Genomic DNA, 18,306 nt, shown 5'->3' on the forward strand with positions numbered 1-18,306 from the left:
GCGGGGCAATGACACAAAAAACCGCTCAGGCGATTAATACGTGTGGAAGTAATCCTGAATCACCGCAGGATTCGTCGTTTTCGTCAGCGCCAGCATCAACAGAATGCGTGATTTCGCCGGGTTCAGAGAGTCGGCAACCAGGCCAGGCTGGCCGGCATCGGGTGGTACGATACCGCTACCGGTACGGCTGGAACGTACAACCACAATGCCTTTGCTTTCCGCTTTACGAATGCCTGCGTCACTGCGTTTAGATACGCTACCTGCGCCCATACCCGCATACACAATGCCTTTTACGCCGTGTTTGATGGCCGCGTCATACATGTATTCTGGATCGTCCTGATAGCCGTAAATAATGTCGACAGCAGGCAGTTTATCTACGTTGGTCAGGTCAAATACGGAACGCGTGGTGTGAATTTTATCCAGGCGAGTCTGGTAGTAAACGTTGTCACCGATAATCACCCCCAGATAACCTTCTTCCGGCGCTTTAAAGGTATCCAGCGTAGAGGCGTTGGTTTTGCTGATGAAACGGGCAGAACCGATACGGTCGTTCAGCACCACCATCACCCCACGGCCGCGGGAATTTTTATCGGCTGCGACTTTTACCGCACCGTACAGGTTCATTGGGCCGTCGGCGCTGATTGCCGTTGCCGGACGCATCGCCGCAGCAAAGACCACCGGTTTGTCACTCTTCACCGTCAGGTTCAGGAAGTAAGGCGATTCATCGAGCGTATCCGTACCGTGCGTAATCACCACGCCATCCACATCGCTGCGTGCCAGCAGTTCGTTCACACGCTTGCTCAGCTTCAGCAGAACATCGCTGGTCATATTCTCACTACCGATGCTGGCAACCTGCTCACCTGAGATATTGGCAAGTGTTTTCAGCTCTGGCACTGCTTGAATCAGTGTCTCTACGCCCAACGCACCTGCTTTATACCCCGTAGTTTGCGTGTTGGCGGCAGCGGAACCCGCAATCGTACCGCCCGTTGCCAGAATGACAATGTTAGGCAGATTTTCTACCGCATTTGCCAGAGACGAAAAACAAACAAAAACAACAACGAATAATGCGTTAAACATCCTTTTCATAACATATACCAACTTATTGAGTTAAGTGGCAGACCAGATACGTCAGGTATCTGATCTGTAAGTAAAAAACGTCCACTCTGTTGGCAGCCTGCCAACATTGGCGCTTATAATGCCCCAGAATTCAACGAATTAATATATGCCTGTCAGACTTCACGTTAACGGTGTGTGATCCCACAGCACAGCATCCCGCTACGCAGATTTGCGCTATCGGCTAATCTGCGCCACCGCATCCTGCGAGGCTTGTTCACGTGCGGCTCCCGTCAGCTCAGACAGCGTTCCCTGATGCATTTCAAGCAGGCGATCGGCATGTTCAAAGTAGTGATCGTCATGGCTGATCGCCACAATCGTTTTCCCCAATGCACGCAACTGTGGTAACAGCTCAAGATAGAACACACGGCGGAATTGCGGATCCTGATCGGCCGCCCATTCATCCAATAACAAGATATCTCGTTGCTCAACGACGGCCAGCAGTAGCGCCACCCGCTTACGCTGCCCCTGAGAAAGCTGTAAGTTCATCACCTGATGATTCTCCAGCGTCAGCTTATGCCGCATGTTCAGGCGATCCAGCCACTGATCCACCAGCGCGGTATCCGGTGCCGCTCCCTGCGGGCCCATCATCTGCCCGAACAGATGGAAATCCGTAAAAATGGCAGAGAATAGCTTTTGATAATCTTCTCGCGTTTCCGCCGTAACGGGGCGGTTATCCAGCAGCAACGCGCCCAACACCGGGGTATAAAGCCCCGTCAGCAGCATCGCCAGCGTCGATTTTCCGCTTCCATTACCGCCAATCAGAAACACCAGCTCACCACGCTTTATCACCAGATTGATCGGCCCAACTTCAAACCCGGAATCGTCATAGCGAAACACCACATCACGCAGTTCCAGCGTGTGCCAGTCCGCCGGGGCGATCGCGGCAGAAAATGGTTCCTGATACTCAGCCAGGTTGAAACGCTTCAACTTATTAAAGGCGACTTGCGCACTCAGCAGCGTAGGCAGCGCCCCCACGGCTTGTAGCATCGGCGTACGTAAAAAAAGCAGCGTCAGTGAGTATGTCGCCGCAACATTGGTATCCGCCCAGCCGAGGTTGTTTGCCATGAAAAAGACGGCGCCAATCACGCCCAGCATCATAATATTCGACCAGTTCACCGCACTGAGGTGGAAGGTGTCAGCACGAACCACATTATTGCGGTAATCCTGCGCATTAGCCTGATAAACCTCTTCATACAGTTTCTGCGCTCGTTCACGATTGAGCGTGAGTTCTTTACGCCCGTTAATCACGGTTTCATAATCTTTCTGGAGACGATCTTCCGCTTCCCGCACCTTAGTGAGATGGCTATACACACGGGAAACCAGCATAAAACCGCCCCAAATCGTTATCGCGATCCAGACCGACGTTACGATCAACATGTTAGGAGAGAGCCACGCCAGATAAGCCGCAGAGCCGATCGTAAGAATGATTCCCTGAATCAGTTCAGGCAGGCGAACAAACGCGAGTGTGATGTTGCGGATATCGCTGGACAGGCTGGCAAGCAGTTGCGCACTGCCGATCTGTTCGATACGTGCAATGTTGGTGTCCAGAATACGCTTGATAAATTGCCCACGCAGACGATAAACGAAATGGTGCCCCAGCGTGGTCAACGCCAGTTGTGACACCAACGTCACCCCCATCAGGAGCAGCAGCAAGCCCAGAAACTGTGGCAATACGCTCAACGATTGATTGACCGCTTCAATCAATTGCAGGTTGATAAAGGCAATCAGCCCAATGCCCAACGCGGCACTCAACAAACTTAACAAGATAACGGCGAGAAATGGCCAACGGTATTGTTGGTAAACAATGCGGAGCAACTCCATAGCAACCTGGTCTCTATGATGAAAACAATCGCCCGCAGTCTAATAGTAATAACCTTGATATCAAGAATAATTCTCATATCCAGCGCATTACCACGCTCAATACAACCTGAATATCTATCTGGAGAGAGACAAAAAAACATTAGAAAGAATTATGAATAATCACGTTTGTTATCACTCTCCTGACAACGTTTCACGTTAACATTTACACTACATTGCTCAAAAAAAAGAAAAACACAAATTGATACAATAAATAAAAATAAAGAAACATGCATCGAGACGAATATTCCACTTTATACCGATCACCCCAGCATAAAAAACCATAAAAACACGATTTTTAATCGCTAACTAGCGACAACAAAACATTATAGTTAGCAAGGTAATAATTAAAAAGAAGAGTAGTTGATAAATAAATTAATAAATAAGCATATTCTTATGCCATTTTTGTTTTCAAAACATTTCAAAAAAATTGGATTTTTAGTTAAGGCGCACCTATAAATATCAAGGATTGGGTAAGGACCCCCTATAAACAATTCCTAACGGAAGGAGGAAACGCAGTAATCTATTTAGCAATACTTGACTATTTCTGCTTTTTGTTTCTGAACCAGGTCGGCTTTAGCGCCCCTTTTTTGTTGGTGGCGCATATCACCATACGTCCCCCATCAAACGGGAGAGGTATAAAGACAATGGTTGCAGATAAGCAAGAGGCTATTTCATGTCAGATATGAATGTTATTGCGGGAAATACAAATATCCTGTCACGTCAAGGTGGCCGATTCATCAGAGCGATACCGGAAGGAACCACAAATGTCGAACTGCTGGAAAGCAGTACCGTAAGAATTTATGGCACACCAAATATCGTGTCCCGCTATGAACGCCTCGGCGATGACCTTATTTTACACATGAAAGACGGTACCACCGTCCGCTACGAAAGCTTCTTCACCCTGGATGCAGCAGGCTATCACAGCGAGCTGATTTTTGACGATGGCACCCGTCTCATCCATGCACAGTTCTCTGGTGCTGCTGCGGCAGAAGGCGCGGCTCTCACGGCGGAAGCCGTTGCCCTTACGCCACAATACGCCGCGCTGGGTGATATGACGTCATTGCTAATTGGTAGCACCACCGCCAGCACGCTATCGACTGCTACGCTAGGCAGTGTTCTGGGGGCTGTCGCCCTGGGCGGTGCCGCTGTCGCAGGGGTCGCGGCCGCCGTGGCCTCATCAAGCAATGACAACCACACTACACCACCGGCACAGCCAGAACCCTTAACCATTGATGCCTTTGCAGGAAATAATGGGCTGAACCGTACGGAAATCGGCCAGTCTCATGTCCTCAGCGGGACAACCACCGGCATCAGCGCGGGACAAACCGTCACCATCACATTGAACGGCGTGGTTTACACCACCACCATTGCAGCCGACGGCACCTGGCGCTTTACTCTGCCAGCGGATGCGTTCACCGGTCTGGAAGACGGCATTTATGCCTTAAAAGTGAGCGTGCCAGGTGCAAATGGCGTGACCCATGAGAAAACCCTCGATCTCACCATTGATACCCTGCCTCCGCACTTAACTGTGGATAAATTCACGGGTGATAACTACCTCACCGTAGGTGAGTTGGCAAACGGCCAAGTTCTCAGCGGAACGGGTGAAGTGGGTCAAAACGTCACCATCACGCTCAATGGGAAAACGTATACCACGACCATTAATACCGCAGGTAACTGGACCCTGACCATTCCAGCCGCAGACCTGGGTACGCTGAGCGAAGGCGAACACGCCATGTCGTTCACCATTAGCGATAACGCCGGTAATATCACCGTGGTCAACCGTACTATCATTGTTGATACCACACCGCCAGAACTGTCTCTGTCACCGTTTACCGGAAACAATCTGGTCACTGCCGACGAACTGCAATCCTCGCAGTTTATCTCTGGGACGGCTTCCCTCTCGGATGTCGGGCAGACCGTGACGATCACGTTCAACGGCATTACCTACACCACCCCCGTGGGCAGCGATGGCACATGGAGTGTTGCGATTCCCTCCAGCGATATGCAAGCCCTGACCAACGGTACCTACACGCTGGTGGCATCGTTAACGGATAAAGCAGGCAACACCACTACGCTGCCACCTCAAACGATTACGGTGGATACCAGCGCTGAAGCGGTCAACATCAGTATCGTCTCGACAGATGACCGCCTGAATGCCGTGGAAGCAGGGCAGCCGCTGACGGTCAGCGGGACCACTGCCAACGTTGCCGCAGGCCAGACCGTCACCGTTACACTGAACGGAAAATCCTACATCGCCACCACAGGAACTGATGGAAAATGGTCTGTAGCTATCCCCAGCGCTGACCTGCTTACCCTGACTGACGGTAGCAATACCATTACTGCCAGCACACAAGGGATCAGCGGAGAAACCGTCACCGTCGATCACACGCTGGATGTACACATCAATACTCTTCCGACTATTACACTGACCGCACCGCCTTTCACCGACGGCGTATTAAACGCAGCAGAAGCCGCGCAGGATCAGGTCATCCGCGGGGAAACCGGGATTAGCGGCGGAGGACAAACTGTCAGCCTGACGATCGGTGGGAATTACGTAACCGGAACAGTGGATACCAACGGTAACTGGACGGTCACGATCCCCAAAGACGTACTGCAAAACCTGCCATCGGATAACATCAGCGTACTGGAGATTGTGGTTCGCGATATCGCAGGCAACGAAACTACGGTGACGCAGAATATCAGCGTTGATACGACGCCACCGACGCTCAACGTCTCCACTGTCGCACAGGATGATATCCTCAACGGTGCCGAGCTAGCCGTCAACCAGGTGGTCAGCGGAACAGCATCACTCAGCGAAGCAGGCCGCACGGTCACCGCGACCCTCAACGGGCAAACCTACACCACCACCGTCGGCAACGACGGCAACTGGAGCATTACGCTGCCAACAGCCGATCTAGTCGCTATTGCGGACGGTAGCCATAACCTGACCATTACGCTAACCGATGCAGCAGGCAACACCACAACGGTTACCCGCCCGTTAACCATCGATAGCGGTGCGACTACCTCCCCAACCATTACCATCAATAACGTTGCGGACGATAACGTGATTGACGGCGCGGAAGCAAAAGTTAACCAGCCGTTGAGCGGAACGACCACTAACGTTGAGGCAGGACAAGTTGTCACTATTAGCCTGAATGGGAAAACGTATCTTGCCACTGTCCAATCCGGTGGTGTCTGGAGCATCAACGTTTCAACAGCCGATCTCGCTCTGTTGGCCGTCGGCACGCATAGTATTAGCGTTAACGTGAGTAACAAAGCGGGCAATACGGCGAGCGGAAGTCGCGATATTAGCGTAGATAAATCTGGCGACAGCATCGCCATCAATATTATCGCCAATGACAACCTATTAAGCAGGGCAGAATCCCTTCAGCCGCTGGCGATCAGCGGTAATACCGCCAATGTTCCTGCGGGGCAAACGGTGACCGTTACGCTGAACGGGAAAAATTACACCACCACTGTTGCAGCAGACGGCAGTTGGACGCTGCAAATCCCAAGTGCCGATCTCCAGCTTCTATCAGATGGCAATGAGACCTTAACCGCCAGCGTGACAGTGGTGGGAGGCGGTGCAGTCACGGATGCACAGACGCTCGGTGTACACATTCATACGCTGCCACAACCAACGATTGATACCCCATTCGGCAACGGTTCTCTGAACGGTACAGAAGCACTAGTCAGCCAGACGATTACTGGCCACACCGGCATCAGCGGAGCAGGGCAGACTGTCATCTTGTCTCTCGGCGGGAAGTCTTATACGGGGACGGTGGATACCGCGGGGAATTGGACAGTCACGGTGCCCGCAGCCGATCTCCAGCAACTGCCGGAAGGCAATAACACGCTGTTGGTCACCGCACAGGATGCGGCGGGTAATCAGGCGGGTAAGACGTTTGTCAGCCCTACCGATTTCACAGCCCCTACCCTGACCATCGGCACTCTTGCAGGCGATGACATCATTAATCTGGTTGAATCGCAAAGCAACCAGATCGTCAACGGCACTGCCTCAATCAGCGAAGCAGGTCGTACCGTCGTGATCACCTTCGATGGACAGTTCTATACCGGGGTTGTTGGCACCGATGGCAACTGGAGTATCACCTTACCCACAGCAGCCCTGCGCGGCATGACCGATGGCAGCTACAAACTGTCCGCATCACTGAGCGATGTCGCCGGAAATACCGTCAGCGTCGAGAAGTCCATTACGCTCAGTGCAGATCCTGCACTCCAGCCGACGATCTTCGTTAACGCTTTCGTCAATGAGGGTAATGTCATTACTGCGGCCGATCTCAAAGTCAGCCAGTGGTTAACAGGCACCAGTTCGAATGTGGAAACGGGTCAGATTGCAACCATTGTACTTAACAAGAAATTCTACTTCGCCACTATCCAGAATGGTGGCAATTGGGGCGTAGAAATTCCGGCTGAGCATATGGCTGAACTCAGTGAGGGAACGGTATCGATCTCCGCTCAGGTCACCGATCTGGCTGGTAACGAAGGGAGCCACGAAATCTGGTCCTCTATCGACACCAGTAATGACAGTATCGCCATCAGCATTGTTGCGTTGGATAACCAGATCAATCGCCTTGAAGCATTACAGCCGCTGACAATTTCAGGTTCAACGGTCAACGTGACTCCGGGAGAAAACGTTACCGTTACGCTTAATGGCAAAACCTACATTGGCACCATTGCCGCTAACGGTAACTGGAGCGTCACAGTTGATAGCAGTGACCTGCTCGCACTGCCGGATGGCGCAGCAACCATTACGGCTAGCGTCTCCAATCCTGGTGATGTGCCTGTCACCGCCAGCCGTGATATTGATATCCATATAAATAACTTACCACAGCCGACCATTGATCAACCTTTCGGCGACGGCATACTGAATATCGTCGAAGCCGCCAGCGGGCAGAACCTGACAGGGAAAACCGGGATTACCGGAAGCGGCCAAAGCGTCACCATTACGCTGAACGGCAAAACCTACACCGCCACCGTGGATACTCAGGGGAACTGGAGTGTGGCGCTTCCCGCTGCCGACCTGCAATCCCTACCAAACGGCTTGCAAACTATCAGCACAGAGGCGACCGATAGTGCAGGCAATAGCGTACAGAGTACCCGTGATATTACTGTCGATACTGTTAACCCCGTTCTTACACTGAAACCACTGACCAGCGATGGCATCATCAATGCCGCCGAAAGTCTGAACGACCAAGTGATCTCTGGTCATGCGCTCCTATCGGATGCGGGGCACACCGTCATTGTCACCATCGGCAATAAAAATTATCAGGCGCAGATTCAGACAGACGGTAGCTGGAGCACCCTCATTCCCGCCGCCGATCTCCAGGCGCTGCCTGATGGTAACTACACCATTACGGCAACATTAACCAACGCATCAGGCAACAGCACTACCAGCACGGCTAATCTGACGCTCGATGCCAATCCGGCCAATCTGCCGCTGCTCACCGTCAACGTTATTGCGCTCGATAACATCATTGATGGCGGAGAAATCAACGTCGCTCAAACCATCAGCGGGAACAGCCTGAATATTGAAGCAGGACAACGCGTTACCATTAACCTCGGTGATAATACCTATATTACAACGATCGGTAGTAACGGCCAATGGAGCATCAGCGTACCATCTGTTGATCTCCTTCATCTGGCACAAGGTACGCACACGGTAACAATCGGCGCAAGTGACCTCAGTGGCAACCCGACGACGCTCAGCCAGACGATTACGGTCAATACTTCGTTAAGTGGTATCGCTATTGATACCGTTGCTGGCGATGACAAACTGAATCAAGCCGAAGCGACGCAAGACCTGATCGTCAACGGCAGCAGTCAGAATGTGGCTGCGGGCACCACCGTCACAGTCATGTTGAACGGGAAAAGCTACGACGGAGTGGTACAACCGAACGGCGCATGGAGCATCATCGTGTCTTCGGCAGATGTCAGCGCACTGACCGACGGCACATCAACCCTTACCGCCGCAACGGTAGACAATACAGGGAGTGTGTTGAGCAGCAGCCGCACCATCGATGTGTTCATTCACAGCAGCCCGTCACTGACGCTGAACACGCCGTTCAGCGACAACATCCTCAATGCCGCAGAGGCTGGCGTTACCCAGACGCTCAGCGGTACAACCGGTATCACCTCACCGGGACAAACCGTCACCGCCACACTGGGCGGCGTGACATACACAGGGAGCGTTGATCCGGCAGGTAACTGGGTAATTTTGCTCCCTGTAAACGGTCTGCAAACTCTGCCGGACGGCACCACAACATTGCAGGTTAGCGTCATCGACGCCGCCGGAAACAGCAGTTCCCTAACCAGCGACGTGACCGTAGCTCGCACGCCGCCGACGCTGACAACGGACAGCATTACGACCGACAATATCCTGAATGGCACCGAGGTGCAAAGCGATCAACTGCTAACAGGCACCGCTTCACCATCCAGCACGGGGCAAACCATTACCACAACGCTGAATGGCAAAGTCTACAGCGGTATCGTCGGCAGTGATGGCACCTGGAGCATCGCTATTCCGTCGGCCGATCTGGGCAGCCTGTCCGATGGCAGTTACAGCGTCGTGACACGACTGACCGATGCCGCAGGCAATACCACCACGACCACACAGACCATTACCGTCGATGCCAACCCGCTCAACGCTCCGGTTGTCATGATAGGCACGTTCGCTGGCAACAATATTATTGACGGAGCAGAAGTGCGAGTCAGTCAGGTATTAAGCGGTACCAGTAGAAACGTTGAGCAAGGCCAGACGGTGACGATTAGCTTTAACGGCAAAACGTATACCGCGCAGGTGCTGTCGAATGGCAACTGGAGTACGACGATCTCGGATACTGACATGGCGCTGCTGGTGAATGGCAGCCAGACGATTACCGTCAGCGTGAGTGATGTCTCCGGCAATATCGCCACATCTAGCAGCAGCGTCACGATTAACACTAATGCAAGTGGGCTGTCTATTGCGCCAATCACCGGGGATAACCAGTTGAATGTGCAGGAGGCGGCTAGCGGCATCACGATTAGTGGCGTCTCCGTCAACGTCGCACCAGGAACGGACGTCAATGTCATTCTCAACGGGAAAACCTATACCGTACAGGTGCAGTCAGACGGTACCTGGAGCGCTAGCATTCAGCCTGCCGATCTGCAAGTGCTGGGCGACGGCATTATTACGGTTCATGTCACGGCGGTCGATCAGGCCGGTAATACCCTATCGGGGACGCAGCAACTGGGTATCAGCATCCATAACCCACCGGTGGCATCGCTGAATACGCCCTTTGGTAACGGCTATCTGAACGTTAGTGATGCTCAGACCGAGCAGACACTCTCTGGTACGACGGGGATTCACGCTGTGGGTCAAACCGTCAGCGTCACTATCGGTGCCGTCAGCTACACCGGCACGGTTGACAACAATGGCAATTGGAGTCTTCAACTCTCGCCAGCCATTCTGGGTGCACTGGCAGACGGCCTGCAAAACATTTCCGTTACTGTTACTGATGCGGCAGGCAATACCTCTACCGTTCAGGGAAGTGTATTCGTGGATTTGACTCCGCCAGTGCTGACCATCAACCCGGTTGGCATCGACGATATCATCAACATCGCGGAAAGCCTGCTGCCGCTGGAAATCAGCGGCACATCCCCTGCCCACGACAGCGGCCGCCCGGTTATTGTCAACGTCATCATTAATGGACAGATCTATCAAGGGCTGGCGCAGGCCGATGGCACCTGGAGCGTTACCGTACCCGCAGGTGACCTGCAAAATATGCCAAACGGCATCACAGCGATCACCGCCACACTGACCGATGCGGCAGGCAATACCGGCAGCGTCAGCCACTCGATTATACTGGATACCGATCCGGCCAAAGCGCCGATCCTGACCATTGCCACAGTATCGAACGATGATTATCTCAATCTGGCCGAATCGGGATTACCATTGACAATCAGCGGTAGCAGCCAGAATGTGGAACAGGGTCAGCAGGTCACTATTACCCTTAACGCTCAAACCTACTTTGCCAGCGTGGGGGCAAATGGCAGTTGGAGCGTACAGGTTCCTGCAACGGATGTCAGTAACCTGCCTGATGGTAAGCAAACCGTGAGTGCCAGCGTGACGGACGTGAGTGGTAACCCTGGTTCGGCAACGCATAGTATTACCGTCATCACCGATACCGCTAACCTGCCTGGCATCACCATTACGACCCTGTCTGGCAACGATGTCGTCAGCGCGCAGGATGCGCAATCTGCTCTACTCATTTCCGGTTCAACGACAAATGTTCAGACGGGACAGCGCGTCACGGTAACGCTGAATAATAAAACCTATCTGGCGACTGTCGGCGCAGACGGTAACTGGAGTACGAGCGTTCCCGCCAGCGATGTGCAAAATCTGCCGCAGGGCAATCAGACTATTACCGCAACGGTCAGCGACATCGCACAAAATCCGGCCACAGTAACGCATCCGTTTACGGTCGATACCCTTCCCCCCCTGCTGTCTATCGACATGCTGGCTGACCCCAGCGATATCGGGTTGGCAGACGCGCTGGCAGGGTTACCGCTAAGCGGCAAAGGCGAAGCCGGCCTTTTGGTCACGATCAAAGTCGGCACGGCAGTTTATAGCGTCGTTGCCGATAGCAACGGCGTCTGGCAAATCGCCATTACGGCGAACGACCTGCTGGCGTTGGGTGATGGCGTGAAAACGCTTGAGGCCAGTGTGACCGACGGTGCAGGGAATACCAGCACGAGCAGTATTGATATCACGCTAAAAACGCAGTCGCTTCCAACGCTGACACTGAATGCGCTCTATGACAACAATGTCCTGACCAGCGCGGAACTGGCAGCGGAAACGACCATCGGCGGCACCTACACCAATCTGCCCGTAGGGACAGCGATCCAGGTCACGATCGGGGCTTACACCGTAACGGGCGTGACGCTCGCAGGCGGCCTGTGGAGCGCCACCATTCCGGCCAATGCGCTTAACATTCTGGCGGATGGCAATGTGCAGGTCAGTGCAACGGTAACCGATAGCGCAGGCAATACCGGTAGTGCAAGCAGCACACTGGATGTCGTCATCCACACCAATTTCGCTATCAGTATCGCGACACCGTTCGTTGACGGCGTGCTAAATCAGGCGGAAAGCACCGTGGATCAACTTCTGACGGGCACGACGGGGCTGATCGATCCTGGCCAGAGCGTGTCAGTTTCCATTACCAATGGCACGATCACCACCACCTACAACGCCAACGTCGCGGCAAATGGCCAGTGGAGTGTGACGTTGCCTGCCGCCGATTTGTCGGCATTCGGCGATGGTACACACACCATTAACGTGACCGTCACCGACCATGCGGGCAATACCGGAACAGGAAGCGGAACATTCACCAGCGTCATCGTGGGCGTGCCTGTCGCCACGCTGGATACCCCGTTCGGCGATGGTAAATTGAGTCTGGCGGATGCGCAGCCGGGCGTTACGCTATCCGGTCAAACAGGTCTAGCCAGCAACGTGGGGCAAACGGTATCCGTCAGTATTAACGGCACAAGCGTCCCTGCCACTGTGAACGCCGACGGTAGTTGGTCGTTATCGCTGGATCGCCAGACGCTGATCGACCTGCCGGATGGCTCAGTGAATTTCACCGTCACGGTGACCGACTCTGCGGGTAACACCAGTAACGCATCAGCCACGGCAAATGTTCTGACTACCACCCTGCCAGTAGCAACGCTGGATCTGCCTTTTGGTGACGGTATCCTTAATGCCACCGAAATTCAGGCCATTCAGACCTTAACCGGTAAAACCGGTATTACCAGCGCAGGCCAGGAAGTTACTATCACCGTGACCAACAAAACCACGCTGGCAGAAACCACCTTTACCGCTACAGCCGATGGGTTAGGCGGCTGGTCCAGAGCACTCACCCCTGCCGATCTGGCGATCTTCACCGAAGGCAACTACAGCATTAGCGTCAAGGTCACCGACTTGGTCGGCAATACCAGCACCAGCGCCTCACTCGATGTCAGTTCGGCGCAGACGCTGCCCGCCCCGATTATCGATGTGATTCCATTTGGTATTGATAATATCCTGAGCAGCGCCGAAGCCGCCTCCGCACTGACCTTCTCTGGCCGCACGCAAATTGGCGGTAACGGGCAAAGCGTTAAACTGGAGATCGACCTCAACGGTATTCGCTATACGGCGGCGGTAGATAGTAGCGGCAATTGGTCTGTCACACTCCCTCCTAACGCATTGAATTCACTGGCTGATGGTCAGCATACCATCACAGTGACCGCCGTCGATGCGGCTGGCAATGTCGGTTCTACACCGATATTGTTTACCAGCGACTTTACGCCACCGGCCATCACGCTGAATACGCCGTTTGACGATGGCTATCTGAGTATCGCAGAAGCCGCAACGCTGGCGGGCAGAACGTTAAGCGGCAACGCAGGGGATGCGGTGAACGTGACCGTCACGTTCGGCGGACAACCGCTCGTGACACAGCTTAGCGGAGGCGTATGGACAGCCACGCTGACCCCAACGCAACTCAGTCTGCTCGCTGACGGAACGCATAATATCGTCATCACGGCAACGGATAGTCTGGGCAACAGCGCTACGCTGAATTCTCAGGCGATCCTTGCCGTACAAGCCGCTCCAACGCTGGCTATTACCGCCTTTGCCGGACTAGATGGCCTTAACTATGCAGAAAGCCGCACCACGCAGACCATCAGCGGCACCTCGACCGGGCTGGAGGTGGGGCAAAACGTCACCGTCAGGCTGAATAACGTCGATTACACGGCAAAAATTCTCGTCGGCGGCACCTGGAGCGTCACTATCCCTTCTGCTGCGCTGCAAGCGCTGGCAAATACGACGTACACCATCACCGCCGATGCGACGGATAAAGCGGGTAATCCGGCGACACAAGCCAACGTGGGATTCAACGTCAATCTGACACCACCGCCCATCGTTATGGTGATCGACCCAATAGCAGGCGACAACATCATTAACGCCAGTGAAATCAACGGTAATATCACTATCTCTGGTCGCTCTATCGGTCCATCATCGGCGATGACCATAGTATCAATCAGTATTGGGAGTTCATCACTTGTCGCCATAACCGACGCCAATGGCTTCTGGAGCACCACCATTCCCGCCAGCGTCTATTTCACCACGCAAGGCAACGTCAATATCACCGCGACGTCGCTCGATGCGACCCTCACGCGAACAGTGTTGGTCGATACCATCGCGCCGACATTAACGATCGAGGCTTTTGCGGGTGATAACGTACTGGGGGGTACGGAAGCCAGTACCGCCCAGACGATTACGGGGACGGCCTCCACCACGGAGGCTGGACAGCTCGTCAGCGTGGTGCTGAATGGAAAAACCTACACGGCTCAGGTTTCCGCCACTGGCACCTGGAGTGTGAGTGTACCCGCTGCCGATCTGGCACAGTTGTCCGATGGTAGCCATACCATTACCGCGACGCTCTCGGACATAGCAGGAAATACCACCACGGATACGCAGATCGTTACCGTCGATACAGGTATTCCACTGCTCAGCGTGACGCTGTTCGATGACAATATCCTGACGCTGGCCGAAGCCGTGGCGGGTGCAGCGATCACGGGTACAGGTGAAGTCGGGGCTACCGTCACGTTAACCGCCGGGCCGTTGACAGGCACGACAACCGTCGGTTCCGACGGCAAGTGGACGATTCCGGTGCTGTCCGCCAATTTGCAAAACCTGATCGACGGACCGCAGGTCATCGGCGTGACGCTGACCGATACTTCAGGCAATAGCACACACCTTGATGTCACGCTGGATGTTGCACTGAACAAGACGCTCGGTGCAGGTCTTACGGATATCTTCGGTAATGATGGCATCCTCAATCTGGCTGAATCACTGGTCACGCAGGTTATCAGCGGTAATGCGACCGGCAACTATCTGGGCGCGAAAGTACAGGTCACCGTGTTGGGCAATACGGTGGAAGGCACCGTGGGAGCCAACGGTGCCTGGAGCGTCGCCCTTGCCCCGAATCTGTTCACCGGTCTGAGCAATGGCCTGCTGGCGGTTAATGTCGACATCGTCGATTCATACGGTAACGTGAAGAATCAGTTGATCAATATTGATGTGTTGAAATCCCTTCCCGTTATCGACTCCGTTATTGCCTTCACGGATGGCGCGTTGAATGCAGCGGATGTCGCAACCAGCCAGATCATCAGCGGCGTAGTCAGCAATGTGAATATTGCCGCAGGTGCAACGGTCGCCGTGACGCTGGGCACCAAGATTTACACAGGGATTACCGTCGGTGCAGGCGGTGCCTGGAGTCTATCCGTCCCTGCACTTGATTTGCAGGCCTTGCAGGATGGCACGCTGGCACTGGGTATCGCGGTCACCGATCATGCGGGCAACACCGCCAGCCAGATTGTGAACGTTCCAACGATCATCAAGAACCTGCCAAGCATTACGCTCAATCCGGCCTTTGGCGACAGCCTGCTGAATCTGGCTGATTTGCTGGTCAACCAAACACTCAGCGGCACGGCCAGCGGTCTCGCTGGCAGAACGATTACGCTGAGCATAGCGGGTTCACAAATCGCTACGGCCACCGTCGGTTCCGATGGCAAGTGGAGTACTGCCGTTACCCCGAGCGTATTGGGTATTCTACAAGGGTTGGGCAGCGGTGATTTCACCGTGAGCGCCACCGCGACAGACAGCGTAGGCAATAGCACCACGGGCAGTGCTGGCATCAAATTCGATTTCGCCCAGCCGGTGATTACGCTAAATCCGATATTTGGTGGTGATGGCTTCCTCAACGCTGCAGAAGCGCTGGTCGCGCAGACCATCAGCGGTGTCGCCACTAATGTTGCGGTGGGATCTCAGGTGACCGTGACGCTCGGTAGTAAAACGTTCCTGTCCACCGTTGGAGCCAATGGTGCGTTCAGTCTGACGTTGCAACCCACCGATCTCAGCGCGTTAGCCGATGGCAGCACCACACTCGGCGTTTCCATTACCAATGCGTCCGGCAACACGAGCACGGTGAGTAGCGTGATCAACATCATTGCCAAAAACCTGCCGACGATTAGCCTTGGCTCACTATTTGGCGGCGATGGTTTCCTCAATGCCGCAGAAGCCGCGCTGACACAGACGGTTAGCGGTACTACCACCAACGCCATTGCAGGCTCGTCCATCGTCATACGCATTGGTACACTGACGCTCAACGCCACCGTTGGTAATGACGGCACCTGGAGCGCCAGCGTCACACCACTGCAACTGTCCGGGCTGGCCAACGGCAACCTCACCGTCAGTGCAACAGTGACCGACCCAGCAGGCAATAGTCATAGCGCCAGTGCGGGTCTCAACGTTTCCATCCTGCCACCGACCATTACCCTTAACCCTTTGTTCAACAATGGTGTATTGGATCTCTCCAGCCTGTTGAGCGCACAAACCATCAGCGGGACGACGACCAATGTGGCAGCAGGGACAACAATCAGCATCACGCTGGGCAGCAAAACCTACACCACAGCAGTCGGTGCAAACGGCAGTTGGAGCTTGCCAGTCCCAAGCCTCGACCTGCAGGCCCTCGTCGATGGTGTGACTAACGTCGGCGTCCGTCTGGTGGATGCGGCAGGTAACGTGGGGGAAGCCACCAGTGCCTTGAATGTCATTATCAACGCGTTGCCAACCATTGCGATTAACCCGCTGTTTGGCGGTGACGGCCTGTTGAATGCGGTAGAGGCCGCCACCAGCCAGGTCATTAGCGGAACCAGTACCAATGCCGTAGGTTCTACCGTGCAAATCACGCTAGGAAGCAAGACGCTGTCCGCCGTAGTGCAAAGTAACGGCACCTGGTCGGTTAGCCTGTCGCCACTGGATCTCAGCAGTCTGGCTGACGGTACGCTGGCGCTCAACGCGTCTCTGACCAACTCAGCAGGAAAAACCACCAGTGCAGGTGTGTCGATCGGCGTGGGCATCCATGCTCTGCCAACAGTCAGCCTCGGCTCCCTATTTGGCGGAGATGGCTACCTGAATCTGGCCGAAGCAGGTATAAATCAGCTAATCAGCGGAACCACGACCAATGCGGCAGGGGGTAGCATTACGCTGAACATCGGAGGGCTAACACTCAGCGCCACCGTCGCCAGTAACGGCACCTGGAGCATCAGTGTGCCGAGTGCCAACCTGCTCAACATCGCGGATGGCAACTTATCCGTCGGTGTCACCGTCACTGACCGCTATGGCAACACCAATAACGCCAGTAGCAATGTGATCGTGAAAACCCACCAGCTACCGCAGTTGGGCATTGATGCGGTGGGGTCGCTGATTGGCAACACGGTTGGCCTGCTGGCAAACGGCGTCACCGTTAGCGGAACCTCGCGCTACGTGCAGCAGGGAGCCCAAGTCACCGTCACACTGCTCGGCCAAACGCTACAGGGCACGGTTGGTGCCGATGGCAAGTGGAGCGCACATTTCACCAGTTCACTGCTGGGTATCAATCTCTTCAACGTGGGGTCGATTTTGACCGCCCTGCTGGGAACAGCGGTTGAAGCCTCCGTCACCGATCAAGCGGGTAACTTCACCGGCGTATCCGCTGGATTAACATCCGGCCTCGTCATTGGGTTACCGATGAGCGCAATGGCGCTGGACGTTGACGATAGCAGCGTCGCGCAGGTGGCTTCACTGTCCAGTGAATCGCTCGACATTGAGGAAAACGCCTCAGTGCAAACGCTTAATGTCAGCTCGAAAGTGGCGGCTACTGTGTTGAGCGAGACACACGCCATCGACAAGAGTGCCAGCACCGAAGTGGAAGACAGCGTGTATGCCATCGGCGGCGTCGTCATCAGTCTGGCCGACGGCACGGTGCAAACAGGCGAGAATGTCGAAGGCGGAGAAGGCGACGATCTTATTACGCTTTCAACACTCGATTTTACCCATATCGACGGTGGAGCCGGCATTGATACGCTGGTACTGGATGGCACCGAGCTCAATCTGGACCTCACCGTGCTGGGGCTGAAAATCGATAACGTGGAGATATTCGATTTAGGCCAAAACGGCACCAACAGCATCACGCTGGATCTTGATCGCGCCCTGAATGTCACCGACCGACCCGAAGACGATCTGCTGATTGTCGGTGGTGAAGGAAACCAAGTGAACCTGATTCCGGGAGAAGGAGCCTGGAGCACGGTAGGACAGCGCGATATTGATGGTCAGCGTTTTGATGTCTACCACCATTCATCGCTGGATAGTGCCAACAACATGGGGGATGTGCTGGTGCAGCAAGGCCTGCTCGTCAATATGGTGTAACGATGTTTTAAGTGTTACCCCTCCCCCTGCAAAGGGGGAGGGTGGGAAGG

3 protein-coding genes are annotated in these 18,306 nt (G+C 54.4%); 1 reads left to right on the forward strand and 2 read right to left on the reverse strand.

What is annotated here, in order from left to right; genetic code table 11:
* Positions 1-33 precede the first annotated feature (33 nt).
* Positions 34-1,083 (reverse strand): type II asparaginase, encoded by a 1,050-nt coding sequence (locus tag O1Q74_RS14975; RefSeq protein WP_271874385.1) that lies wholly within the window; start codon positions 1,081-1,083, stop codon positions 34-36.
* Between the two features lie 204 nt (positions 1,084-1,287).
* Positions 1,288-2,934, reverse strand: coding sequence for a multidrug ABC transporter permease/ATP-binding protein (locus O1Q74_RS14980; RefSeq protein WP_271874388.1), 1,647 nt, complete (start codon positions 2,932-2,934; stop codon positions 1,288-1,290).
* Between the two features lie 712 nt (positions 2,935-3,646).
* On the opposite strand from O1Q74_RS14980, the gene O1Q74_RS14985 reads away from it, so the two are divergent.
* A complete protein-coding gene (locus O1Q74_RS14985; RefSeq protein ID WP_271874390.1) occupies positions 3,647-18,256 on the forward strand; it encodes an Ig-like domain-containing protein in 14,610 nt (4,869 codons plus the stop codon).
* Positions 18,257-18,306 lie beyond the last annotated feature (50 nt).

This window comes from Pectobacterium sp. A5351 (genome assembly GCF_028335745.1).
Lineage (GTDB): Bacteria > Pseudomonadota > Gammaproteobacteria > Enterobacterales > Enterobacteriaceae > Pectobacterium.

What these genes read in the sequence shown, in the direction of transcription:
- O1Q74_RS14975 (WP_271874385.1), bottom strand. Translation starts at nt 1,083, where the DNA reads ATGAAAAGGATGTTTAACGCATTATTCGTTGTTGTTTTTGTTTGTTTT.
- O1Q74_RS14980 (WP_271874388.1), bottom strand. Translation starts at nt 2,934, where the DNA reads ATGGAGTTGCTCCGCATTGTTTACCAACAATACCGTTGGCCATTTCTC.
- O1Q74_RS14985 (WP_271874390.1), top strand. Translation starts at nt 3,647, where the DNA reads ATGTCAGATATGAATGTTATTGCGGGAAATACAAATATCCTGTCACGT.